The sequence below is a fragment of the Kitasatospora sp. DSM 101779 genome (genome assembly GCF_025655475.1).
GTDB lineage: Bacteria > Actinomycetota > Actinomycetes > Streptomycetales > Streptomycetaceae > Kitasatospora.
The window spans coordinates 5,275,132-5,297,052 of record NZ_JAHTIK010000001.1 but is presented as its reverse complement, the minus strand read 5'-3'; the positions used below and the strand labels follow the sequence as shown (position 1 = coordinate 5,297,052).

At 72.5% G+C, this 21,921-nt stretch carries 19 protein-coding genes; 7 read left to right on the top strand and 12 right to left on the bottom strand.

What is annotated here, in order from left to right:
• Positions 1 to 104: 104 nt before the first annotated feature.
• A complete protein-coding gene (locus tag KSNIM_RS24180; RefSeq protein ID WP_263105250.1) occupies positions 105 to 1,178 on the top strand; it encodes an EamA family transporter in 1,074 nt (357 codons plus the stop codon).
• Positions 1,179 to 1,242: 64 nt separating this feature from the next.
• Here the strand turns inward: KSNIM_RS24180 and lepB are convergent, their stop codons facing one another.
• Complete coding sequence (gene lepB, locus KSNIM_RS24175; protein ID WP_263105249.1) at positions 1,243 to 2,037, bottom strand: signal peptidase I; 795 nt, start codon at positions 2,035 to 2,037, stop codon at positions 1,243 to 1,245.
• A gap of 261 nt (positions 2,038 to 2,298) precedes the next feature.
• Positions 2,299 to 2,673 carry a chorismate mutase gene (locus KSNIM_RS24170; protein WP_411543766.1) on the bottom strand — a complete coding sequence of 125 codons (375 nt, stop codon included), beginning with the start codon at positions 2,671 to 2,673 and terminating at the stop codon, positions 2,299 to 2,301.
• 259 nt (positions 2,674 to 2,932) lie between these two features.
• Between KSNIM_RS24170 and KSNIM_RS24165 the strand changes: the two genes are divergently transcribed.
• Entirely contained in the window at positions 2,933 to 3,358 is a 426-nt protein-coding gene (locus KSNIM_RS24165) for an OsmC family protein (protein WP_263105248.1), read from the top strand.
• Positions 3,359 to 3,951: 593 nt separating this feature from the next.
• Positions 3,952 to 6,327, top strand: a complete 2,376-nt coding sequence (locus KSNIM_RS24160; protein WP_263105247.1) for a putative bifunctional diguanylate cyclase/phosphodiesterase — start codon at positions 3,952 to 3,954, stop codon at positions 6,325 to 6,327.
• A gap of 58 nt (positions 6,328 to 6,385) precedes the next feature.
• Here KSNIM_RS24160 and KSNIM_RS24155 read toward each other — a convergent pair whose 3' ends face one another.
• Positions 6,386 to 7,483 (bottom strand): LLM class flavin-dependent oxidoreductase, encoded by a 1,098-nt coding sequence (locus KSNIM_RS24155; RefSeq protein ID WP_263105246.1) that lies wholly within the window; start codon positions 7,481 to 7,483, stop codon positions 6,386 to 6,388.
• Between the two features lie 483 nt (positions 7,484 to 7,966).
• Here KSNIM_RS24155 and KSNIM_RS24150 point away from each other — a divergent pair, with 483 nt between their 5' ends.
• The gene (locus tag KSNIM_RS24150) at positions 7,967 to 8,566 is read left to right on the top strand and encodes a DedA family protein (protein WP_263105245.1); all 600 of its coding nucleotides are present in this window, start codon (positions 7,967 to 7,969) and stop codon (positions 8,564 to 8,566) included.
• 423 nt (positions 8,567 to 8,989) lie between these two features.
• Positions 8,990 to 10,255, top strand: a complete 1,266-nt coding sequence (locus tag KSNIM_RS24145) for a hypothetical protein (RefSeq protein ID WP_263105244.1) — start codon at positions 8,990 to 8,992, stop codon at positions 10,253 to 10,255.
• Positions 10,256 to 10,359: 104 nt separating this feature from the next.
• On the opposite strand, the gene KSNIM_RS24140 is transcribed toward KSNIM_RS24145, so the two are convergent.
• From KSNIM_RS24140 to KSNIM_RS24115, 6 genes are all read right to left on the bottom strand, one after another.
• The gene (locus KSNIM_RS24140; protein ID WP_263105243.1) at positions 10,360 to 11,265 is read right to left on the bottom strand and encodes an alpha/beta fold hydrolase; all 906 of its coding nucleotides are present in this window, start codon (positions 11,263 to 11,265) and stop codon (positions 10,360 to 10,362) included.
• On the bottom strand, positions 11,262 to 12,368 hold the full coding sequence (locus KSNIM_RS24135) for a branched-chain amino acid ABC transporter permease (protein WP_263108089.1): 1,107 nt from the start codon (positions 12,366 to 12,368) through the stop codon (positions 11,262 to 11,264). The genes KSNIM_RS24140 and KSNIM_RS24135 overlap by 4 nt, the downstream gene beginning before the upstream one ends.
• 107 nt (positions 12,369 to 12,475) lie before the next feature.
• Complete coding sequence (locus tag KSNIM_RS24130; protein ID WP_263105242.1) at positions 12,476 to 13,342, bottom strand: branched-chain amino acid ABC transporter permease; 867 nt, start codon at positions 13,340 to 13,342, stop codon at positions 12,476 to 12,478.
• Positions 13,339 to 14,139: an ABC transporter ATP-binding protein gene (locus tag KSNIM_RS24125; protein WP_263105241.1), complete on the bottom strand. Its 801-nt coding sequence runs from the start codon at positions 14,137 to 14,139 to the stop codon at positions 13,339 to 13,341. Before KSNIM_RS24125 ends, KSNIM_RS24130 begins: the two co-directional genes overlap by 4 nt.
• A 50-nt stretch (positions 14,140 to 14,189) precedes the next feature.
• A complete protein-coding gene (locus KSNIM_RS24120) occupies positions 14,190 to 14,951 on the bottom strand; it encodes an ABC transporter ATP-binding protein (protein WP_263105240.1) in 762 nt (253 codons plus the stop codon).
• Positions 14,952 to 15,139: 188 nt separating this feature from the next.
• The gene (locus tag KSNIM_RS24115; RefSeq protein ID WP_263105239.1) at positions 15,140 to 16,465 is read right to left on the bottom strand and encodes a substrate-binding domain-containing protein; all 1,326 of its coding nucleotides are present in this window, start codon (positions 16,463 to 16,465) and stop codon (positions 15,140 to 15,142) included.
• Between the two features lie 546 nt (positions 16,466 to 17,011).
• Here KSNIM_RS24115 and KSNIM_RS24110 point away from each other — a divergent pair.
• Together KSNIM_RS24110 and KSNIM_RS24105 are read left to right on the top strand one after the other, a co-directional pair.
• On the top strand, positions 17,012 to 17,773 hold the full coding sequence (locus tag KSNIM_RS24110; protein ID WP_263105238.1) for a CoA transferase subunit A: 762 nt from the start codon (positions 17,012 to 17,014) through the stop codon (positions 17,771 to 17,773).
• 2 nt (positions 17,774 to 17,775) lie between these two features.
• Positions 17,776 to 18,564: a 3-oxoacid CoA-transferase subunit B gene (locus KSNIM_RS24105; protein ID WP_263105237.1), complete on the top strand. Its 789-nt coding sequence runs from the start codon at positions 17,776 to 17,778 to the stop codon at positions 18,562 to 18,564.
• Between the two features lie 131 nt (positions 18,565 to 18,695).
• On the opposite strand, the gene KSNIM_RS24100 is transcribed toward KSNIM_RS24105, so the two are convergent.
• The 3 genes from KSNIM_RS24100 to KSNIM_RS24090 form a co-directional block, all read right to left on the bottom strand.
• Positions 18,696 to 19,406 carry a uracil-DNA glycosylase gene (locus KSNIM_RS24100; protein ID WP_263105236.1) on the bottom strand — a complete coding sequence of 237 codons (711 nt, stop codon included), beginning with the start codon at positions 19,404 to 19,406 and terminating at the stop codon, positions 18,696 to 18,698.
• Between the two features lie 171 nt (positions 19,407 to 19,577).
• Positions 19,578 to 20,798, bottom strand: a complete 1,221-nt coding sequence (locus KSNIM_RS24095; RefSeq protein ID WP_263105235.1) for a low temperature requirement protein A — start codon at positions 20,796 to 20,798, stop codon at positions 19,578 to 19,580.
• Positions 20,799 to 20,920: 122 nt separating this feature from the next.
• On the bottom strand, positions 20,921 to 21,700 hold the full coding sequence (locus KSNIM_RS24090; RefSeq protein ID WP_030275764.1) for an HAD-IIA family hydrolase: 780 nt from the start codon (positions 21,698 to 21,700) through the stop codon (positions 20,921 to 20,923).
• Between the last annotated feature and the right edge of the window lie 221 nt (positions 21,701 to 21,921).

Below are 21,921 nucleotides of genomic sequence, written 5' to 3'. Positions count from 1 at the left end.
AGGTCCCTCTGGGTGTCCCGGCGCCGACCGGGCCGGCGGCGCACAGGACCATGAAGTGAGATGGCGCCTTACCAAGTCCGTCCACGGGCTGGCACAATGCGTCGGTGCGCAGCTCCTCCCCCTCCCCGGCCCGCGGCATCGGCTCGCTCGGCCTCTCCCTGGCCCTGGTCTCGGCCTTCGCCTTCGGCGGCTCCGGCACCGCCGCGAAACCGCTGATCGAGGCCGGCCTCTCACCGCTGCACGTGGTGTGGCTGCGAGTGACCGGCGCCGCCGTGGTGCTGCTGCCGCTCGCGTACCGGCACCGGGACGCCGTCCGCCAGCGCCCCGGTCTGCTGCTCGGCTTCGGCCTGCTGGCCGTGGCGGGCGTGCAGGCCTGCTACTTCGCGGCGATCTCCCGCATCCCGGTCGGTGTCGCGCTGCTCATCGAGTACCTCGGGCCGCCGTTGCTGCTCGGGTACGTGAAGTTCGTGCAGCGCCGTCCCGTCTCGCGCGGCGCCGCGATCGGCGCCGGTGTCGCCGTCACCGGCCTGGCCTGCGTGGTCGAGGTCTGGAACGGGCTCGGCTTCGACGCGCTCGGCGTGGTCTTCGCCCTCGGCGCGGCCTGCTGCCAGGTCGGCTACTTCGTGCTCGCCGACGCCGGCCGCCGCGGCGAGAAACCGATCGACCCGATCGCCGTCAGCGCGTACGGCCTGCTCATCGGCGCCGTGGTGCTCACCGCCTTCACCCGGCCGTGGGAGGCGGACTGGAGCCTGCTCGGCGGCCGGGTCGCCATGAACGGCCACAGTCTGCCCGCGGTGCTGCCCGCCGCCTGGATGGTGCTGGTCGCCACGGTGCTCGCCTACCTGACCGGCGTGGTCGCCGTCCAGCACCTGTCCCCGCCGGTCGCGGGCGTGGTCGCCAATCTGGAGGCGGTGGTCGCGACCGTCCTCGCCTGGGTGCTGCTCGGCGAGCACCTCGGTGCACCGCAGCTGCTCGGCGGCCTGCTGGTGCTGGTGGGCGCCTTCGCAGCCCAGACCAGCAAGCCCGTCTCCGAACCGGAGCGGACGGTGGCCTCGGGCGGCCTGTCCGACCGGGTCGCCCGGACGGGCGAGGACGGGGACGGGGACGAGAAGGGAAACGGGGACGGGGGCGGGGACGTCCAGGACTCGCCGAAGGACGCCGTCCGGGGATCCGCCTGACCGTGCCGGTCCTGCCCGACCGAGCCTCGGCCCGGCCGGGCAGGTCCGCCCGGCCGGCCCGCCGTCAGCGGCCGGACCAGCCGAACCAGTCGACGTGTCCCAGCGGCCACACCACGGCGGCGGCCGGACCGACCACGTTCGCCACCGGCACGGCGCCGTCGCCCGGCCCGTCGCGGTGGTACCGGGAGTCCGCCGAGTTGCTGCGGTGGTCGCCCTCCACCCAGAGGTACCCCTGCGGCACGGTGACCGGGCCGAAGTCCAGCCCCGAGCAGGAGTCGTCGCCGGCGTGCAGGTACGGCTCCGCCACCGGGTGCCCGTCCACGCGCAGCACCGTCCCGGCGCACTGGACCGTCTGGCCGCCGGTCGCGATGACCCGCTTGACCAGGTAGTTGTCGTCCTTCGGCGGCAGCAGGCCGACGAAGCTCAGCACGGCGTCGAAGGCGCCGGGCAGGCTCCCCGAGGACTCGGGCTGGTTCGGCAGCCAGCTCCCGGGGTCGCGGAAGACCACCGGCTCGCCCGGCTTCGGCTCCCACCCGGTGAGCACCGCCAGCTTGTTGACCGCCACCCGGTCGTGGACCCGCAGCGTGTTCTCCATCGAGCCGGACGGGATGGTGAAGACCTGGAACAGACAGGTCTTGATCACCAGCGCCACCACCAGGCCGACGGCGGCCATCACCGGCAGCTCCACCCACCAGGGCCAGCGGCGCCGGGGACGGCGGCCACTGCCGCCGTTGGAGCCGGTGCCCGTGCTGGTGCCGGTGCCGTGGACGGCGGTCGTGCCGGTGGGACCGTCCGGGCGTCCGGAGGGCTCCGGGCCCGTCGACGGCTCCGCGCCGGGGGTGCCCACATAGCTGGTCATCTGCAGTGCCACCCTCCGCGCCATCGCTGGGCCGCGCCGGGCCCGGCGGGCCGGCTCGGCGACTGCCCCGCCGGTGGCTCGAGATCGCCGGTCGAAGAGAACAGCACGCTAGCGCCGTGCACCGCCCACGGGAAATCCCGTCTTTAGCCGCAGCCGACATCCGGACAGGGGTTCGGCGGAGCGGCTCGAGCGGAGCGGCTCTGCCGGGCGGCTCGTGCGGAGCAGTGGACAGGCAGCGGCACAGCGTGCGGCGGGCCCCGGTCAGGAACGGGCGATGGCCTCGTGGTGCCGGATCACCTCGGCGATGATGAAGTTCAGGAACTTCTCGGCGAAGACCGGGTCGAGGTGCGCACCGGCGGCCAGCTCGCGCAGGCGCGTGATCTGCTCCCGCTCCCGGGCGGGATCGGCTGCGGGCAGCTTGTGGTCGGCCTTCAGCCGGCCCACCCGCTGGGTCGCCTTGAAGCGCTCGGCCAGCATGTGGACGACGGCCGCATCGATGTTGTCGATGCTCTCGCGCAGGCTGGTCAGCTCGGCGCGGACCGCCTCGTCGACCTGCGCCATCGCCTCGGCGGCGTCCGCGGCGGCGACATCGGCGGCCACGGCGTCGGCGGCGGGGTCGGTGGGCTGATCGGTCATCGGATGATCGCTCCGGAGCTTGCTGGGCTGGACGGGCCCGGCGGCCGGAAACCGGCGCAGGCCTCGGCAAATCTAACAGGGGGCACCCCCTGAACTCCCACCGTTCGGACCAGTCGTCCACCATCCGGACATTGCGCCGGCCCAGCGTGGCGGGTGCGACGGAGCACCCGCTCGGGCGGACAATCGCCGCGTAGGCTGGGCGCGGCACCAACAGGACGTGACGACCCAGCAGTTCTCCCAGCACAGGAGGTACCTGATCGTGGCAACCACCCGTACCGCGCACACCGAGTGGGAAGGCAACCTGGTCCAGGGCAGCGGCCTGGTGACGTTCGACTCCTCCGGTATCGGGGACTACCCGGTGTCCTGGCCGGCCCGCGCCGAGGCCCCGAACGGGAAGACCAGCCCCGAGGAGCTCATCGCCGCCGCCCACTCCGCCTGCTTCTCGATGGCCCTCTCGCACGGCCTCAGCGGTGCCGGCACCCCGCCCACCAAGCTGGACACCCGGGCCGACGTCACCTTCCAGCCCGGCACCGGCATCACCGGCATCCACCTGACGGTCACCGGCCAGGTTCCCGGCCTCGACGAGGCGGGCTTCGTCAAGGCCGCCGAGGACGCCAAGGCCAACTGCCCCGTCAGCCAGGCCCTCACCGGCACCACGATCACCCTCACCGCGACCCTGGCCTGACCCGCGACACGCCGTGGGTGACAGCGCTCCCAAAATCGTCGGAACGCTCCCACGCCCCGACTCCGGGACGCCCACCGCCGGCGCACCGGGCATCGGTTCGTCCGGTCACACACCGGACGAGCAGGCCGTATGCGCACTCGCCCCCGTCCGCCGCCCTTCCGCGGCGGCCGGGGGCGATACCGTGTCCGCTCACGCGCCGTCAGAAAGCCGACGAATCACCCTGGCGGCGGTCGCCGCCGAATCTCCGTGACGCCTATGATCGGCGGCGGTGGCCCGACCCGAGGGGTTCGATCGAGGGGTTGGATCGGACGAGGGCGTGGACCGCCGTGGACACGGACAACTGCACTACGGCAGCCGTCCGGATCAGCGGGAGCAGCGGACGGGAGCATGCCGTGCCGGGGCGAAACGAGGGGGTCGACGCACACCGCACGGGTGTGCGGCCCGAGGAGTTGAACCGCGCGCGCCACGGCCGCCCCGAACCCCCGCTCGCGCCGCCCGGGCGCCCAGAGCAGCACACTGCGGAGCGGTCGGCCACCGGCGCGCAGGGCGTCCACGTCGGGCCGTCGGCGGCGCAGCCGGCGACCGAACCACCCGTGCCGGTCGAGCCGTTGCTCTCCTGTCCCACCTGCGCCGGGCCGGTCGGCGGCAGTACGGCGCGCCTGCTGGCCGCTCTCCGGGCGAGTGAATCCCGGTTCCGGGCGGCGTTCGCGGACGCGGGCATCGGGATGGCCCTGATCGACGCGGGCGACCGGATCATCGAGGCCAACCCCGCGTTCGCGGCGATGCTGGGCCGCGAGCCGTCCGACCTCGCCCGCACCCACATCCACGAGATCATCGAGCCCGAGGACACCCCGCGGCGCCTCTACCGCGACCTGGTGCACGGCAGGCGGGACCGCCTGCGGGTCGAGAAGCGGCTGAAGCACCGGGACGGCCGCTCGGTGTGGAGCAAGGTGACCCTCTCCCTGATCCGGGACGGCGCCGGGCATCCGCTCTACACCCTGGCCATGGTCGAGGACGTGACAGAGCAACGGCTCCTCGGCGACCGGCTCGCCTACCAGGCCCTGCACGATCCGCTGACCCGGCTACCGAACCGGACGCTCTTCTTCGAGCGGCTGGAGGCCGCGTTCCTCGCCGTCGGCGCCCGGACGGACCGCGGCCGGACGGAGCCCGGAACGGGTGCGGCGGCCGGCCAGGTACCGTCGGGCAGCGCCCGACCGGAAGGTGGCGGCACCACGGGCGGCGGCCTGCTCACCACGGCCGCGGCAGCGCTCAACGGCATGTCGGGTCCGCCGCTCAACCGCGTACCGGGACGCGCGCCGAACGGTGCCGCGGACCGGCCGGCGAACGGCACGCCGAACGGCACGGGGCCTGCGACGGGGCCGGCGACGGGGAAGACCGCCGGGTCGGGGACGGTGAAGGGCACCGGCGCTGCCGGGTCCGCCAACGGCTCCGGTACACCCGGGTCCGCCAACGGTTCGGCGAACGGCTCAGCCGGCGGCGCCGGGCAGGGCGTTGCGAACGGTGCTGCAAACAGTGCTGCAAACGGTGCAGCGACCGGCGGGGCGCCGGGTGGCGTTCAGACCGGAGGCGTTCACAGTGGAGGCGTTCAGACCGGAGGCATTCAGACCGGCCGGGTGAGCGCCGGCAAGGTGCAGGTCGGTGGAGTGCAGGCAGCGGACGGGGAGCGGCATCCCCGGATCGGGCTGTGCTACCTCGATCTCGACGGCTTCGCGGTGATCAACGAGACGCTCGGCCACCACGTCGGCGACCAGTTGCTGGTCGCGGTGGCGGGCCGGCTGGAGAACGGTTTCGCTCGGGGTGACCGGCAGCTCGTCGCCCGGCTCGGCGGTGACGAGTTCGCCGTCCTGATCACCGACAGCGAGGGCTCCGAGCAGCTCACCTCGCTCGCCGGCCGGCTGATCAAGGCGCTGGAGAAGCCGTTCGAGATCGGCGGCCACCGGCTGGCCGTCACCGCCTCGGTCGGCGTGGTGGAACGTCCGGTCGAGGGCACGTCCCCCACCGACCTGCTCAAGGACGCCGACTCCACGCTCTACTGGTCCAAGGCCGACGGCCGGGCGCGGTGGACGCTCTACGACCCGGCACGCGGCGCCCACCAGCTGACCCGACAACTGCTCTCCACCGCGCTGCGGCCGGCCTTGGAGCGCGGCGAGTTCATCGTCGAGTACCAGCCGCTGGTCGGGCTCTCGGACGGCCTGGTGCACGGCGCCGAGGCACTGGTCCGCTGGCGGCACCCGAGGTATGGCACCCTCTCCCCCGACCGCTTCATCCCGCTGGCCGAGGAGTCCGGCGCGATCGTGCCGCTCGGCAAGTGGGTGCTGGAGGAGTCCTGCAGACAGGCGAGACGCTGGCTGGCGGAGTTCCCGGACGCGGACACCTTCGTGAGCGTCAACCTGGCCGCCCGTCAGATCTGGGACTCCGACGTCGTCGCGGACGTGGCGGAGGTCCTCGATCGGACCGGTCTCCCCGCCGGACTCCTCCAGCTGGAAATCACCGAGAGCGCCCTGCTCGGCCCGGGCGGGCGCCCCATCCAGGCCCTCCAGGCCCTCGCCGACATGGGCATCAGGATCGCGATCGACGACTTCGGCACCGGCTACTCGAACCTCGCCTACCTCTCCCGGCTGCCGGTGCACGTCCTCAAGCTCGACGGCACCTTCGTCGAGGCCTTCCGCGACGCCGGCACGACCGGCCTCCCCGGCGGCCGCTCCGCCTCGCCCGACCCCGACGGCGCCCGCGCCCGGCGTACCGAGGCGGACGAGCAGATCGTCGGCGCCATGGTGCAGCTCGCCCACGCCCTCGGTCTGACCGTCACCGCCGAGGGCATCGAGAACGCCGCCCAGGCCGAACGGCTCCGGCTCACCGGCTGCGACACCGCCCAGGGCTGGTACTTCGCCAAGCCCGGCGACGCCGAGATCGTGGCGGACATGCTCCGGGAGTGCCTGCCCGACTGATCGGACGGCACCGCCACCGGTGGCCCCGGATCACCGGGCCTGGATCACCGGGTCCGGATCAGTGGTCGGCGGTCAGCCCATACGCCTCGGCGATCAGGCGGTACGAGCGGTGGCGGGCCTCGTGGCCGTGAATGTGCGAGGTGACCATGAGTTCGTCGGCGCCGACCCGCTTGCGGAGGATCTCCAGGCCGTCGGCCACCTGCCCCGGGGTGCCGAGGACGACGTTGCCGAGCCAGCTCGCCAGGAAATCCGCCTCCATCTCGGTGTAGGGGTGGGCCTCGGCCTCGTCCGGGGTGGGGATCAGCCCGGGGCGGCCCTGGCGGAGCCGGAGCATGGCGAGGCCTGCGGAGCGGGCCAGGCGCAGCGCCTCGGCCTTCCGGTCGGCGGCGACCGCGCTGACGCCGATCAGTGCGTACGGCTCGTCCAGGACGGCGGACGGCCGGAAGGTGCTGCGGTAGAGGTCCAGCGCCGGAACGGTGTTGGACGCGCTGAAGTGGTGGGCGAAGGCGAAGGGCAGGCCGAGCCGGCCGGCCAGGCGGGCGCTGAAGCCGGAGGAGCCGAGCAGCCAGATCGGCGGGCGGGCGTCGCTCTGCGGGACGGCACGCAGTCGCGCGTACGGGTGGCCGTCCGGGAAGTCCCCGTCGAGGAAGTGGGTGAGATCGGCCAACTGCTGCGGGAAGTCGTCGGCGCCGTCGGAGAGTCCGCGGCGCAGCGCCCGGGCGGTGGCCTGGTCGGTGCCGGGAGCCCGGCCGAGGCCGAGGTCGATCCGGCCGGGGTGCAGGGCCTCCAACAGGCCGAACTGTTCGGCGATGGTCAGCGGGGCGTGGTTGGGGAGCATCACCCCGCCGGAGCCGAGGCGCAGGGTGCGGGTGTGGGCGCCGAGGTGGGCGAGGAGCACCGCGGGGTTCGAGCTGGCGACGCCCGGCATGCCGTGGTGCTCGGCGACCCAGAAGCGGTGGTAGCCCCAGTCCTCGGCGGCCCTGGCCAGCTCGGTGGTGGCGGCGAGGGCGTCGGCCGGCGAGTGGCCCGCGCCGACGGTGGCCAGGTCGAGGATGGAGAGCGGGGCGGGCGCGGACCCGCGGGCGTGTCCGCGGACGGGGTCGGCTGCCGCCGCCTCCGCGTGGTTCTGTGTTCCACCTGTGTGCTCGCCGCTCATGCCGCCCGTCCTCCTGGTCGCTGCGGGTCCCTGGTCGCCGGTCGGACGACCGACGACGGGGGACAACCCTGATCCGGGCGGACGTGTTCCCTCGTTCCCGAACCGATCGAACGCCGGGGCGGGCAGCGGTGGCGACTTCATGCCAGCGCGGGAAGTCGCCAGTTCCTGATGTCGCGTCAGGTGCGACCATCGGGCAAAGTTGCTCATCAGTGCGGTGCATGCATCACCGCGCTCCTGACGAAGACCACCGGGCTGGACCAGCACCGATGGTCCCCGCGAGCCCCCGGAGCGGCACCCCGCCCCGGGGGCTCGTGCCATGTGTGCACGACGGGGGTGCCGAGATCCGCGGTGACGCCCACGCCGACCACAGGCCGGCCGTGAGCCGCGCCACACGGGGGGTGCTTCATGGCATGAAAGTTCGACTCGCTAGCGTTACTCCCTGCAGCACTGCTCTCCCCCGGGCGGTCTGGAGGGAGTTCGACCTTGGACGCCGCAGCCGTACTCGGCCCGTCATGGATATGCGCGCTGGCGCTCTGCGCCGTGCTCGGTGACGCCTTCCTTCCCTTCCTGCCGAGCGGGACGCTGGTGATCCTCGCGGTGCTCCGCACCTCCGAGGTGGACGGCGCACCCCTGCTGCTAGGTCTCGGGGTGGCCGTGGCCTCCTTCCTGGGCGACCTCCTGCTGCTGAACCTGGCCCGGCGCGGCGCTCCGGCCGTACGGCGGCGCCTGGCGCGGCGCCCCGAGCTGGCGACGAGCGTGGAGCGGATGCAGGCCAGCCTGGCGCAGCGCACCAGCCGGGCCGCGGCGGTCATCGTGATCATTGCCCGGTTCGTCCCGGCCGGCCGCACCGTCCTCGACCTCGCGGTCGGGCACTCGCCGGCCTCGTCGCGGGTCTTCCTCCGCTGGTCGGCTCTGGCGGCTGTGGTGTGGGCCGCGTACATCGTCAGCCTGGGCTGGCTCAACAGTCACTGGTTCGACACCGCCTGGCTGAGCCTGGCCGTGTCGTGCGCGGCCGCAACGCTCATCAGCGGCAGCATCGCCCGGGTCGTCCGGCGCCGGCGTCGGGCCGCGGCGGCCTGCTGACCGCTCGGGTCGCCGGCCACGTCCGGCCCGTTCGCCGCAAAGGACCTCTCTGACCTCGCGTCGGCCGCGCACGGGTCGTGCAGTCGCTGCGCGTGGGTCGTGTGCGGGCCACGCAGACCACCCGTGGGCCACCTGCGGGCAGCGCGCGGGCAGCGCGCGGGCAGCGCGCGGACAGCCGATCGACTGACCGCCCGTCCGACGATCTGTTTCAGGACCGCAACAGTCCGGTCGACAGCGGAGCCACCATGGGTATGACCTGCGTGATGGCGTGGGGGTGGACAGGCGCGCTGTATCGACCTGAGCGCTCATGACATCCTTGAGCAGGAATACAGATCAATTGTCCGATTATGTCGGCGCCGTCCGGATGCCTCCTGGGTGTCCGGACGTCTGCTGGGTGCGGGCACCACGCGGGTAGGGGAGACCATGAGCAGCATCTCGCGCAGGGCTGTGCTGAGTGCCGGGGCGGCCACCGCGGCACTGAGCGCTGTCGCCGCCTGTGGCAGCGGCGGCGGGGCGAACGGCAAGGGCTCGGGGCCCGGCGGCGGTTCCGGGGACGGAGCCGGCAGCACCTCGACGGCCAAACCCGTCAAGGGCACGCCGCTCGGGGACGGCTCGACCTCGGACACCGGCGCCCAGCCGAACCAGCCCAAGCCCGAAAAGCTCAAGCCCGGTGAGCAGCCGCCGCAGTTCGTGGTGTTCTCCTGGGACGGCGCAGGTGCCACGGACGACGGACAGTTCAGCCGCTTCCTGAAGATCGCGGAGGAGCACAAGGCGTCGATGACCTTCTTCCTCTCCGGCATCTACACGCTGCCGAAGGAGAAGTCGAGCCTCTACCACCCGCCGCGTCACCCCGTCGGCGCGTCGGACATCCCGTTCCTCTCCGCGAACGCCGTCCGCAACACCGTCAAGCTGATCAGCCAGGCCTGGCTGGCCGGCCACGAGATCGGCACCCACTTCAACGGCCACTTCTGCGCGCGGCAGCCCGACGACGGCAACGCCGTGAACAAGTGGACGCCGGAGGACTGGGAGAACGAGATCCAGCAGGCCGTGTCGTTCGTCACCCAGTGGAGGACGAACACCGGCTTCACCGACGTCGACCCGCTGCCCTTCGACTACAAGAAGGAGCTCATCGGCGGCCGCACGCCCTGCCTGCAGGGCCAGAAGGGCCTGCTGCCGACCGCGGCGAAGCTGGGCTGGAAGTACGACGCGAGTTCGCCCGGCGGTCTGCAGATCTGGCCGCAGAAGGTCCAGGACGGGAAGATCTGGGACTTCCCGCTGCAGGGCATCCCGTTCCCCGGGCACAGCTTCCAGGTGCTCTCCATGGACTACAACATCCTCGCCAACCAGTCGCACGGCTCGACCAAGGGCGACCCGTCGAAGCACGCGGAGTGGCGGGCCCAGGCCCGCGACGCCTACGTGGCGGGCTTCAACCGGGCCTACACCACCAACCGGGCGCCGCTGTTCATCGGCAACCACTTCGAGCAGTGGAACGGCGGCATCTACATGGACGCCGTGGAGGACACCATCAAGGAGATCGCCAGCAAGCCGGACGTCCGGCTGGTCTCCTTCCGGCAGTTGGTCGAGTGGCTGGAGGTCCAGGACCAGTCGACGCTGCGCAAGCTCCGCACCCTGGGCGTGGGCAAGGCGCCGACGGGTGGCTGGGGGAGCTTCCTGGGGACTGCGGGCTGAGCCGGCCCCTCCCCTGCCGATCTGCCGTTGCCGGCTGTCGGCCTGCCGTTGCCGGCTCGGGCCGTCCCTGACGGTTCCGAGCCGGCAACGGACTTCTCCGCAGGTCAGTCGGTTGCTGCGCCGTGCAGCAGCCGGTCGATCACGGCGTCGGCGCCGTCCGCCCCGCCGATGATCGAGTAGTGGTTGGTACCGGGGACGGCGGCGGCGGGGACGCGGGCTCCGTCCAGGCCGGCAGCCCCGAGTCGCGCAGCGTCGTAAAGTCCCTGCGGTTCGTCGAGCAGCCCGCGTTCGGCCCAGAGCAGTTCTGCGGGGCAGGGCAGTTGGTGGACGGCGGCAGCGGCCTCCTTGTCCAGCAGCACCTCACGGCCGTCCTGGTGGATGGCCTCGGGGACGCAGGAGGAGCGGAGTTCGGGCTCCGTCCCGATGAGGTCGCGCTGGGTGTAGGCGTCCATGCGGGCGGTCCAGCCGCCGGTGAAGGCGGGGTGGGCCTGCCAGAACTCCCGGTAGGCCTGCCGGTCCGGGAAGGTCATGGACAGCCGGGCGAGGGCGGGGCCGAGCACGGCCGCCAGCGCGTCGTCCTCGTGGACCCCGGCCGGCAGTGGGAAGCTCACGGCTCCGTCGACCAGCAGCACCCGGCTCACCAGCTCCGGGTGGCGCACGGCGGTGAGGGCGCAGACCCACGCCCCCATCGAGTGCCCCACCAACTGGACGGGGCCGAGGCCGAGGGTGCGGACGACGGCGGCCACGTCGTCCGCGTGGCGGGCGAGGCCGAACGGTCCGTCGACCGCGCGGCTGTCCGCCCGGCCCCGGAGGTCCGGCGCGACCAGGGTGAGCCGGCCGGACAGCCGGTCGGCGATCTCGCCCCAGGCCAGGGCGTTGGCGGTGATGCCGTGGACGGCCACCACCGCGGGTGCGTCCGGCACCCGGGCCGGCCAGCACAGGACGGCCAGGTCGCCTCCGGGCACGGGGACGGACAGTTCGTCGTGCACGGGTCCTCCGGAGATGCTCACGCTGCCTCATTTCCACGGATTCGAACAGGCAAGGCCGAGCCGGCGCGGGCGGCACGCAGACGGGCGGGCAGTCTAGCCAGGCCGCCCGGCAGGAGGTAGACCACGAGGACGAACAGGCCCCCGAGCAGGAAGAGCGGCTGGGAGAGCGGCACACGCAGCGCGGCGGGCAGGTCGGCCACCGCGGAGGAGTTGGCGAGGTCGCCGAGGCGGTGGCCGGCCCAGGTGTAGAGGAGGCCACCGAGCAGCGGACCCCAACGCGTGCCGGACCCGCCGAGCACCACCATGACCAGCAGGGCGAGGGTGGCGTCGGACGTCGCGGACTGCGGGGTCGCGCCGCCGGTCAGCAGCAGGTGGACGACCCCGCCGGCGCCTGCCAGGGCCCCGGCCACGACGAAGGCGATCAGCTTGTAGCCGTACGGCCGCAGGCCGAGGACCTCGACGCGCCGCTCGTTCTCCCTGATGCCGGCCCAGACCCGGCCGATCGGCGAGCCGACGGTGCAATGGACGATCGCGAGGGTGAGGACGAGGTACCCGAGGGCGATCCAGTAGAGGTTGGCGGTGTTGCCGATGCCGACCAGCGAGGACGGCAGCAGGTCGGCGGGGGCGGCGCGCCCCTCCTCACCGCCGGTGAGGCCACCCGGGTTGCGTTGGACGAGGATCGCCCCGGCCTGCGCGAAGGCGAGGGTGACCATGGAGAAGCCGATGCCGGTGACCCTGAGGCTGACCGCACCCAGCAGCAGGGCGAGCAGCGTGGCGCAGGCGATGCCGACGGCGGCGGCCGGCAGGAGGGGGAGGCGGAGTTCGAGCATGGCGAGGTCCGTGCAGTAGAGACCCGCGGCGAAGTAGAGGGCGTGGCCGAAGGAGAGCAGGCCCGTCCGGCCGAGGAGCAGGTCGTAACCGGTGGCCAGGGCCCCGTAGAGCAGGCACAGGGCGATCAGTTGGAGGCTGCCGGGGCTGCCGAGCGGCCCGTCGAGGAGCCCCGGAACGGGAAGCGCACTGTATGGGGCGACAAGGAACAGGATCAGCAGGGCGATCGGCCACCAGCGTAGTGCGCGACGGAGCGCAGTCGAGCCATCACCGAATGATTCACCTGTTCGAGGGATGGTGCGCCCCCGTCCGGTTGTTCCAGAATCTCCGTCAGAAGTACCGCCGGGCCCTGTGACTGTGACGCCCGTCGGGCTCTCGGTGCCCGTGATCGAGGATTTGGTGGTCACGCGAGCCTCCCGGTGAGTCCGCGGGGCCGTACGAGGAGAAGTACGGCGAGGAGTACGACGACGGAGAGATCGCCCAGCCCGGCGGCGGTGTAGTAATTGGCGAACTGCTGGACGAGGCCGACTGCGGCCGATGCGACGGCGGCACCGGTGACCGAGCCCATGCCGCCCATGACGACCACGACGAAGGCGAAGATCAGAAGACCGGTGCCCTGACCGGGGTTGACCGAACCGAAGTAGAGACCGGCGAGCGCGCCGCCGAGCGCGGCGGCGGCTCCGCCGATGGCGAAGACCAGGGTGAACGCGCGACGCACATCGATACCGAGGGCCGTGACCATGGCGCGGTCCTCGACACCGGCCCGGACGACGAGGCCGTACCGGGTCCGGCTCAGGAAGAGCCGCAGCAGCACCAGGACCACGAGGGCAGCGCCCATCAGGACGAAGCGGTTGACGGGAACGACCGCACCGAGCAGCGAGACGGTGCCGGCGAGTGCGGCCGGCGGTTGGAAGGGACGGGCGTCGGCGCCCCAGATGCCCATGATCAGGGCGGGCAGCGCCAGGCCGACGCCGACGGTGGCCAGGATCTGGTCACGAGGGCGACTGTAGAGGGGCCTGATCACGGCCAGTTCGAGCAGAACGGAGGCAGCGGTACCCGTCACGGTGCCGAACAGCACGGCCCACCAGAAGCCGGCCCCCGCCTCGGCGGAGGCCCACCAGGCCGCGTAGGCGCCCACCGACAGCAGGGCTCCGTGGGCGAAGTTGAGCACGTCCATCAGACCGAAGATCAGCGACAGCCCGGAGGCCACCAGGAAGTAGAGAGCGCCCAGACCCAGACCCGTACAGACGAGGAGGACGACGGTGTTCATGTGGAGGTCACCTCCGTAACGGATTCGACGGGACGGGCCGGGCCATCGGCCCCGGTCTGCTCGGCGGCGGCAGAAGCGCGCCTGCTGCCGACCCCGAGCAGCCGGCGCGAGGCCTCCTCGTCCGCCAGCAGTTCGGCGGTGTCGCCCTGGTGGACGGTTCGGCCGTCCGCGAGGACGGTGCAGCGGCCGGCCAGCCGCCGCACCAGTGCGAGGTTCTGCTCGACCAGCAGGATCGGCACCCGTTCCGCCGCTCGGGCCAGCACCTCGGCCACCTCCGAGACGATCTTCGGGGCCAGCCCCTTCGTGGGCTCGTCGGCGATGATCAGACGGTTGCGGTTGAGCAGGGTGCGGCCGATCGCCACCATCTGCTGCTGGCCCCCGGAGAGCGTCCCGGCCGCCTGTCGGGAGCGCTTCCGCAGTTCCGGGAAGAGCTCGTGGACCAGGTCGTAGGCGGGCTCGGCATCGCGCTCGGCCAGCCGGAGGTTCTCGGCGACGGTGAGACCGGCGAAGATGCCGCGGTCCTCCGGGGCGTAGCCGATGCCCTGCCGGACCACCAGGTGCGTCGGCAGGACGGCCAGTTCGACGCCGCCGAACAGGAGGCTGCCCGTTCGTGGCACCAGGCCCATGATCGCTTTGGCGGTGGTGGTCTTGCCCGCGCCGTTGCGGCCGAGCAGGGCGGTCACACCCGTGGGAGCGACGTCGAGGTCCACGCCGTGCAGGATGTGCAGACCGTCGATGACCACCCGCAGGTCCCGCACCGCGAGGAGCGGCGCCGGCGCCTCAGCGGCGCCAGGCACCTGTCCGTTCGCTGCTGCCTTCCGATCCTGCGTCAGAGAGGAGTCGTCCGTCACAGCGCCTCACCCAGGTAGGCCTGCTGCACGGTGGGATCCGCCATCACGGCGGCAGGCGTGTCCAGTGCCAGGAGGGTGCCGTGGTGCATCACGGCGAGCCGGTCGGCGAGGCCGAGCAGGACATCCATGTGGTGTTCCACCATCAGCACCGTCCGGCCCGACTCCCGGTGCACCGAGCGGATCAGTTCGGTGAGGGCGGGCACCTCCTCCGCGCTGACGCCGGCCATCGGTTCGTCGAGCAGGATCAGCCGGGGCTCCGCGACCAGCAGCACGGCCAGTTCGAGCTTGCGCTTCTCTCCGTGCGAGAGGGCGTTCGCCAGGGTGTCCGCCCGGTGCCCGAGGTCGGTGCGCTCCAACGTCTCGGCGACCTGCGTCGTGTACCGGTCGGCCCGGCGCCAGAACCGGTACGAGGCGGCCGGTCCGGCGGCGGCCTGCGCGGCCAGCCGTACGTGCTCGGCAACCGTCATCCCACCCCACAGTGAGGAGGTCTGGAACGTCCGCCCGATCCCGCGCCGGGCCCGTGCGTGCACGGGCTGGTCCGTGATGTCCGACCCGTCCAGCTCCAGCCTGCCGTGGCTCGCCGGGTAGATCCCGGAGATCAGGTTGAAGAGGGAGGTCTTGCCCGCACCGTTGGGTCCGATGAAGGCGACGAACTCGCCCTCCCCCACGGTGAAGGAGACGTCCTCCACGATCGGCGCCCCCCGGACCGACCAGCCGAGCCCCGCCAGCCGCAGGACCGGGGCCTGGCTCCGCCCCACGGCCGCACTCCCGCCCACCGGTTCCGGGATACCCACCGAGCCGCCGGCCGCGGCCGGTCCGGGGACGCCCACCGAGCCGCCGGCCACGGCCGGTGCCGAAACGCCCACCGAACTGCCGGCCCCCGACGGTCCGGCGCCGGCGGCGGGCTGCCCCGGGCCGGGCCGGGATGCGGATGGCTGCTTCACGATCAGCCCACCATCGCGAGAACGGGCGGCGCCACCTGCTCGGCGGGGAGGACCTTCTCCACGGTGGGCTTGGCGGCGGCCCCCGTACCGGTCAGGCGCACCTGGAACATCGGCTGCAGCAGGGCGTGGTCCTCGGCGCGAACGGTGAGATGGCCCTTCACACCGTCGAAGCTCCACCCCTCCAGCGCCTTCACCAGTGCGGCGGTGTCGTCGGCGGAGCCCTTGTTGGCCTCGATCGCGTGGACCACCATCTGAGCGGCGGTGAAGCCGTCGGGAGTGAAGATGTCCGGCTTGCTGCCGCCCTTGACGACGGACTCGGTCATCGCCTTCTCGATGTCCGTCCCGGCCGCACCGGCGAAGTAGTGGTTCAGGAAGGAGATCTTCTCGCCCGCAGCTCCGAAGAGCGGGTACGAGGCGGCGAGGTCGAGGCCGGTGACCACGCGGGTGGAGGAGAAGACGTCCTGCTGGTTGAGCGAGGTCCACAGGGCGGCGGCGGTCTCACCGGCCCAGGCGACGAACAGCAGGTCGGGCTTGGCGGCCTTGGCCTGGGTGGCGAACGGGGTCAGGTCGGTCGCGCTGGGCGGGGCGAGGACGGCGTCGACCGTGGCGCCCTCCTTGCCGAGGACGGCCTTCACGGCGGCCACGTTCGCCTGCCCGAAGGCGCTGTCCTGGGCGAGCACCGTCACCTTCTTGCCCTTGGCGTCCCCCACGAACGAGGCCGCGGTCAGGGTGTCCTGGTATGACTGGCGGCCGGAGCGGAAGGTGTACTTGTTGAGCGCGGTGACCTTGTCGGCGGCGGCCGGGCCGCTGATGAAGAGCACCTTGTTCTGCGCGGCGAAGGGCGCCACCTGCAGGGCCACGCCGGAGGCGGTGGAGCCGGCGAGGATCTTGTAGCCCTTGCCGATCAACTCTTTGGCGCCGGACACCGCCTTGGCGGGGTCGCCTGCGTCGTCCTGCTCGACGAACTCGATCGGGTGGCCGTCCACCGCGCCGGTGCCCTTGGTCGCGTAGTCGAGGCCCGCCTTGAAGCCCTCCAGGTACTGCTTGCCGTACGCGGCGAGCGGGCCGGTCTTGGAGTAGAGCAGGCCGACCTTGACCGGGCTCGACGCCCCGGCGCCGCTCCCGCTCGCGGTGTCCGTCCCCGCCGTGCCGGCCTTGGCGCAGCCGACCGCCAGCACACTGCACGCTGCCAGGACGGCGACCCGGCGTCCGAGGCGCCGCGAGCCGCCCGAGACTCCGCGCGCTCCGGAAGCAGCCGTGGACGCGGCCGGGGACGCGGCCGGGGCTGCACCGAGGGATCTGACGCGGAGAAGTGCTGAGTTGCGCATGGCGGCCGGCTCCTGGGGGATCGCTTCGGGGTGGATGCCGGAACCGTAGGAGTGCGGCCGGTCCGGGGACATATGGCCGCACGACGCACCGACCGCCTCGGCTGTGTGGCCCTCAGCCATGTCGGAGCGCCGCGGGGCGACCCGTGTGGCGCGACCCCATGGGCGGCGCGCACCGAATGTCGGGCACCGCCATGGAAGGGACCGCGTCCCGGGGCGAGTGTGGAGGAGCCCGACCGGCCCCGGCAGGTCCGCCGACCACGCCGAACCACCGTCAGCACCCGCTCCCGCGCGGCCTGACCACCCATCCCGAAGGACCGGGCGAACCGCGTGTCCCGACGGGTCTGCCGACCAGGCGCTCGCCCACCCTTCTGTCGATCCGCGAGCCTCCGATCGACGGGCCGCCCGGTCCGTCGGTCGGGCACCCGGCCATCCGTTGGGTCGGGCACCCGGCCACCGGACACCCGGCCGTACGACCTCGGACAGCAGCAGCCCCACACCCACACCCACACCCCCGCGTCCACCCCCGCCCCCCAGTGAGGTGACCCCTTGGACAAGGTCCTTGACTCCCCCGACCGCGCGGTCGAGGACATCCCGGACGGAGCGACTCTCGCCGTCGGCGGATTCGGCCTCTGCGGCATCCCGAGCACCCTGCTGGGCGCGCTCGCGGCGGCCGGCACGTCCGGGCTGCGCATCGTCTCCAACAACTGCGGCGTCGACGACTGGGGCCTCGGCCTGCTGCTGCGCGCGGGCCGGATCGCCCGGATGACGTCCTCGTACGTCGGCGAGAACAAGGAGTTCGCCCGGCAGTACCTGAGTGGTGAGCTGGAGGTCGAGCTGACCCCACAGGGCACGCTGGCCGAGCGGCTGCGCGCCGGGGGTGCCGGCATCCCCGCCTTCTACACCCCGGCAGGCGCGGGCACGCAGGTCGAGGAAGGGGGTCTGCCCTGGCGGTACGCCGTCGACGGCTCGGTGGCGGTCGCCTCGCCCGCGAAGGAGGTCCGCGAGTTCGGCGGCCGACGCTACCTGTTGGAGGAGGCGATCACCGCGGACTTCGCGCTGGTCAGGGCCGAGGTGGCCGACCGCCACGGCAACTGCGTCTTCCACGCGGCCGCCCGCAACTTCAATCCGCTGTGCGCCACCGCCGGGCGGGTCACCGTGGTCGAGGCCGATCTGATCGTCGAACCGGGCGAGCTCCCGCCGGACGCGGTGCACCTGCCGGGTGTCTACGTCGACCGGGTCGTCGCCGCCGATCCCGCGGACCGCCGGATCGAGCGCCGCACCGTCCGCCCGATTGCCCAGGAGGCCTGACCATGCCCGCTCCGCACCACCAGAACCGGCACCAGAACCAGCACCAGAAGCAGGACCAGGACCGCCGCACCCCACCGGACGCGGCACCGCTCGCCCGCACGGGCGGGCTCGACCCCCGGGACGCGCTCGCCGCCCGGGCCGCCCGGGAGCTGCGCGACGGACAGTACGTGAACCTGGGGATCGGCCTGCCGACCCTGATCCCCAATCACCTCCCGCCCGGCGTGCACGTCGTGCTGCACTCGGAGAACGGGATCCTCGGCGTGGGGCCGTACCCGCAGGAGGGCACCGAGCACCCGGACCTGATCAACGCGGGCAAGGAGACGGTGACGGTCGAGGCCGGCGCCTCCTACTTCGACTCGGCCTTCTCGTTCGGCATGATCCGGGCGGGCCGGATCGACGTGTCCGTTCTCGGCGCGATGCAGGTGTCCGCCTCGGGCGACCTGGCGAACTGGATGATCCCCGGCAAGATGGTCAAGGGCATGGGCGGCGCCATGGACCTCGTGCACGGCGCACGCCGGCTGATCGTGGTGATGGAGCACACCGCCAAGGACGGTACACCGAAGATCGTCGACGAGCTGTCGCTCCCGGCCACCGGCCGGGGCGTGGTGCACCGGATCGTCACCGACCTCGCCGTGCTCGACGTCACCCCGCACGGCCTGGTGCTGATGGAGGTGGCCGCCGGCCGTACGGTCGAGGAGGTCCGCGCCGCCACCGAGCCGCCGCTGCGCCTCTCCCCCGGGCTCGCAGCCGACACGCGGGTCACCGCCGGTACCCCCACCGCCCTGGTCTGAGCCCCGCAGCCACAGCCGCCCCGAGCGCCGGGCCCCTGGACCCGCGGCAACAACCGGTACCACCCTCGAAGACGCGGAAGGCCGGCCGCTCGCTGCCCTCACAGCGTACGGCCGGCCCTCCCGTACGCCGGTCAGTCGTTCAGGTTCGGGATCGTCCAGTCGATCGCCTCGGCGCCGAAGCCCTCCAGCGCGGCGTTGATCTGCGAGAACGGCTTGCTGCCGAAGAAGAGCTTCGCGGACAGCGGCGACGGGTGCGCACCCTGCACGACGACGTGGCGGGTGGTGTCGATCAGCGGCAGCTTCTTCTTCGCGTAGTTGCCCCACAGCACGAAGACGCAGGGCTCCTCGCGCTCGCTGACGGCCTTGATCACCGCGTCGGTGAACTTCTCCCAGCCCTTGGCCTTGTGCGAGTTCGGCTCGTGCGCACGCACCGTCAGCACCGCGTTGAGCAGCAGGACGCCCTGCTCCGCCCAGTGCATCAGGTAGCCGTTGTCGGGGGCGGGGATGCCGAGGTCGGCGTCCATCTCCTTGAAGATGTTGCGCAGCGACGGCGGGGTCTTGGTGCCCGGCAGGACGGAGAAGCTCATGCCGTGGGCCTGGCCGTCGTCGTGGTACGGGTCCTGACCGAGGACCAGCACGCGGACCTTGTCGTACGGGGTCGCCGCCAGCGCGGAGAACTCCTGCCCGCTCGGCGGGAAGACCTGGTGCTCGGCGCGCTCGCCGGCCACGAAAGCGGCCAGCTGTGCGAAGTACGGCTTGCCGACCTCGTCCGCGAGCACGTCCTGCCAGGACTCGGGCAGCTCGAAACCGGCGTCCACGGCCGCCTCAGCCAGATCCGTCACGACAAACCTCCCACCGACCGCGCCGCACTGCGCAGCGGTCGCCTCCGACGTACGACTTCCTACGACCCTGAACGCTACACACCCGGACCGACAACCCGCTCCGCCCGCCCGCCTCCCCGCCGGATCCCCGGTGGATCGACCGGGAATCCACACCGGTCACGCCGCAGGGTGCTAAGCCTCGGCCTCCGCTCGAAGGCCGGCCCGGCGTACCCGCACGTGCTCGACCCCGTTGAGTCCGACGAGCACGACCGCCAGTGCGGTCAGGGCGGTGAGGGCCGGCAGGTCCGGCATGAGCGGCAGCAGGACGAGGACGAGGACCGCGGCCACCAGTCGGGTCGGCGAGACCTTGCCGAACATCATCCAGCGCGTGTAGCTGAACGACAGCAGGTAGAGCACGCAGCCGCCGTACAGTAGCGCGACGGTACCGAGCCCGAGCGCGTGGGCCGGTTCGGCGACGGTCTCGCCGAAGCCGACCGCGACGGCGATGACACCGGCGATCAGCACTAGGTGGCCGTACGAGAACACCCAGCGGATCATGTCGCGGCGGGAGGCCGCCGTCTCCACGGCGAACCGCATGGCGTCCGAGGCGAAGCCGAAGTAGAGCCACCACAGGGCGCAGGAGATGGCGAAGGCGACTGCCACCGACAGCAGTTGACCGGTGTGCAGGCGGGAGTCGGCGACCGGTCCGCCAATGCCCACGATGGACTCGCCGAGCGCCACGAGCAGGAAGAGCCCGAAGCGCTCCGGCAGATGGCCGGGGTGGTAGTTCACGACGGCCAGGCGGCGGCGGAAGACCAGTGGTGCGGCCAGGTCGCAGCAGGCGCCGGCGGCCCACAGGGTGGTCCGGGCGGGGCCGTCCACCGTGCCGCCGAGGAGCATCAGCGGGCCGCTGACGGCGACCCCGACGCCGTACGGGCCGGTCCAGGCCCCGCGGATGCCGCGGACCAGCCACAGCAGGACCAGCCGGGCGGCCCAGTAGCCGGCGCCGAAGAGCAGTCCGCGGGCCCCGTAGGCGCCGGGCAGGGCGAGGGCCATGAACAGGCCGCAGAGGCCGACGCCGAAGATCCCGATCCGGTCGCGCGGGGTGTCGACGTCGCGGATGTTGGCCTGCACGGTCGTCCCGACCCAGCACCAGTACACGGGCGCGAAGGCCACCAGCGCCCGGCCCGCCCCGGCCCAGTCGTGGTGGTGGTGCAGCAGCTGGGACACCTGGGTCACGGCGAAGACGAAGACCAGGTCGAAGTAGAGCTCCGCCCAGGTCACCCGCTTCTCGTCCACCCCTCCCGACGTCTCCGCCACGTCCCGCGAACCCGAGGCGTCCACCACCCCGGACACCACTTCCGCCGCCACCCCGGACACCACGCCCGAGTCGGCCGGCTCCTCCTGTTCCATCCGCGGTCTTCCCACTCCTGTTGCCCGTTCCACTGCTCCCCCTCGGGCTCGAACGACACCGCCGCCGCGGCGCCGGCCCGAGAAGGCCCGCCCGCGGCGGCGGTGCGACTGCTGAATCCGGTCTAGATCTCGTCGATCAGGTCGGCGATCGACTTCACGACGCGCGTCGGCCGGTACGGGAACCGCTCGACGTCGGCCGGTGAGGTGAGGCCGGTCAGGACGAGGATCGTCTCCATGCCGGCCTCCATGCCGGACACCACGTCGGTGTCCATCCGGTCGCCGATCATCGCGGCGGTCTCCGAGTGTGCCCCGGCGGTGTTGAGCGCCTCACGCATCATCAGCGGGTTGGGCTTGCCGACGAAGTACGGTTCGACGCCCGTCGCCTTGGTGATGAGTGCGGCGACGGAGCCGGTGGCCGGCAGCACGCCCTCGGTGGACGGGCCGGTCTCGTCCGGGTTGGTGCAGATGAACCGGGCACCGCCGTTGATCAGCCGGATCGCCTTGGTGAGCGCCTCGAAGCTGTAGGTGCGGGTCTCGCCGAGCACCACGTAGTCCGGGTCCTTGTCGGTCAGCACGTAGCCGGCCTGGTAGAGCGCGGTGGTGAGACCGGCCTCGCCGATCACGTACGCGGTGCCGCCGGGCCGCTGGCTCTTGAGGAACTTGGCGGTGGCGAGGGCGGAGGTCCAGATGCACTCCTCCGGTACCTCGAGGCCCATGCCGGCGAGGCGGGCGCTGAGGTCGCGCGGGGTGTAGATCGAGTTGTTGGTGAGCACCAGGAACGGCTTGCCGGACTCCCGGAGGCGGCGGAGGAACTCCTCCGCGCCGGGGATCGGCGTGCCCTCATGGATGAGGACGCCGTCCATGTCGGTCAGCCAGGACTCGATGGGCTTGCGGTCTGCCACGTGCGTGTCTCCCGAGGTCGTGCGGTGGTCGTACGGAACTGCACCCCTCCGCCCGGCGCCCGCTGCGGGACTTCCGCGACGTGTGGGGGTCCTACTGGCTGCCCCAACGCGACCAGCCTAATCCGCACACCTGCCCGGCGGGGAGCACGTTTCGACCAGCGGACTCCACTCCGGCCGCCGCACCTCCCCCGGCGCCGCATCGCCCGCCCGGCCGCGCGCCC

Bases quoted from the DNA above. Each gene is read 5' to 3' on its own strand.
- lepB (WP_263105249.1), bottom strand. From the start codon at position 2,037: ATGACCAGCTATGTGGGCACCCCCGGCGCGGAGCCGTCGACGGGCCCG.
- KSNIM_RS24170 (WP_411543766.1), bottom strand. From the start codon at position 2,673: ATGACCGATCAGCCCACCGACCCCGCCGCCGACGCCGTGGCCGCCGAT.
- KSNIM_RS24155 (WP_263105246.1), bottom strand. From the start codon at position 7,483: ATGAGCGGCGAGCACACAGGTGGAACACAGAACCACGCGGAGGCGGCG.
- KSNIM_RS24145 (WP_263105244.1), top strand. From the start codon at position 8,990: ATGAGCAGCATCTCGCGCAGGGCTGTGCTGAGTGCCGGGGCGGCCACC.
- KSNIM_RS24130 (WP_263105242.1), bottom strand. From the start codon at position 13,342: ATGAACACCGTCGTCCTCCTCGTCTGTACGGGTCTGGGTCTGGGCGCT.
- KSNIM_RS24115 (WP_263105239.1), bottom strand. From the start codon at position 16,465: ATGCGCAACTCAGCACTTCTCCGCGTCAGATCCCTCGGTGCAGCCCCG.
- KSNIM_RS24105 (WP_263105237.1), top strand. From the start codon at position 17,776: ATGCCCGCTCCGCACCACCAGAACCGGCACCAGAACCAGCACCAGAAG.
- KSNIM_RS24095 (WP_263105235.1), bottom strand. From the start codon at position 20,798: ATGGAACAGGAGGAGCCGGCCGACTCGGGCGTGGTGTCCGGGGTGGCG.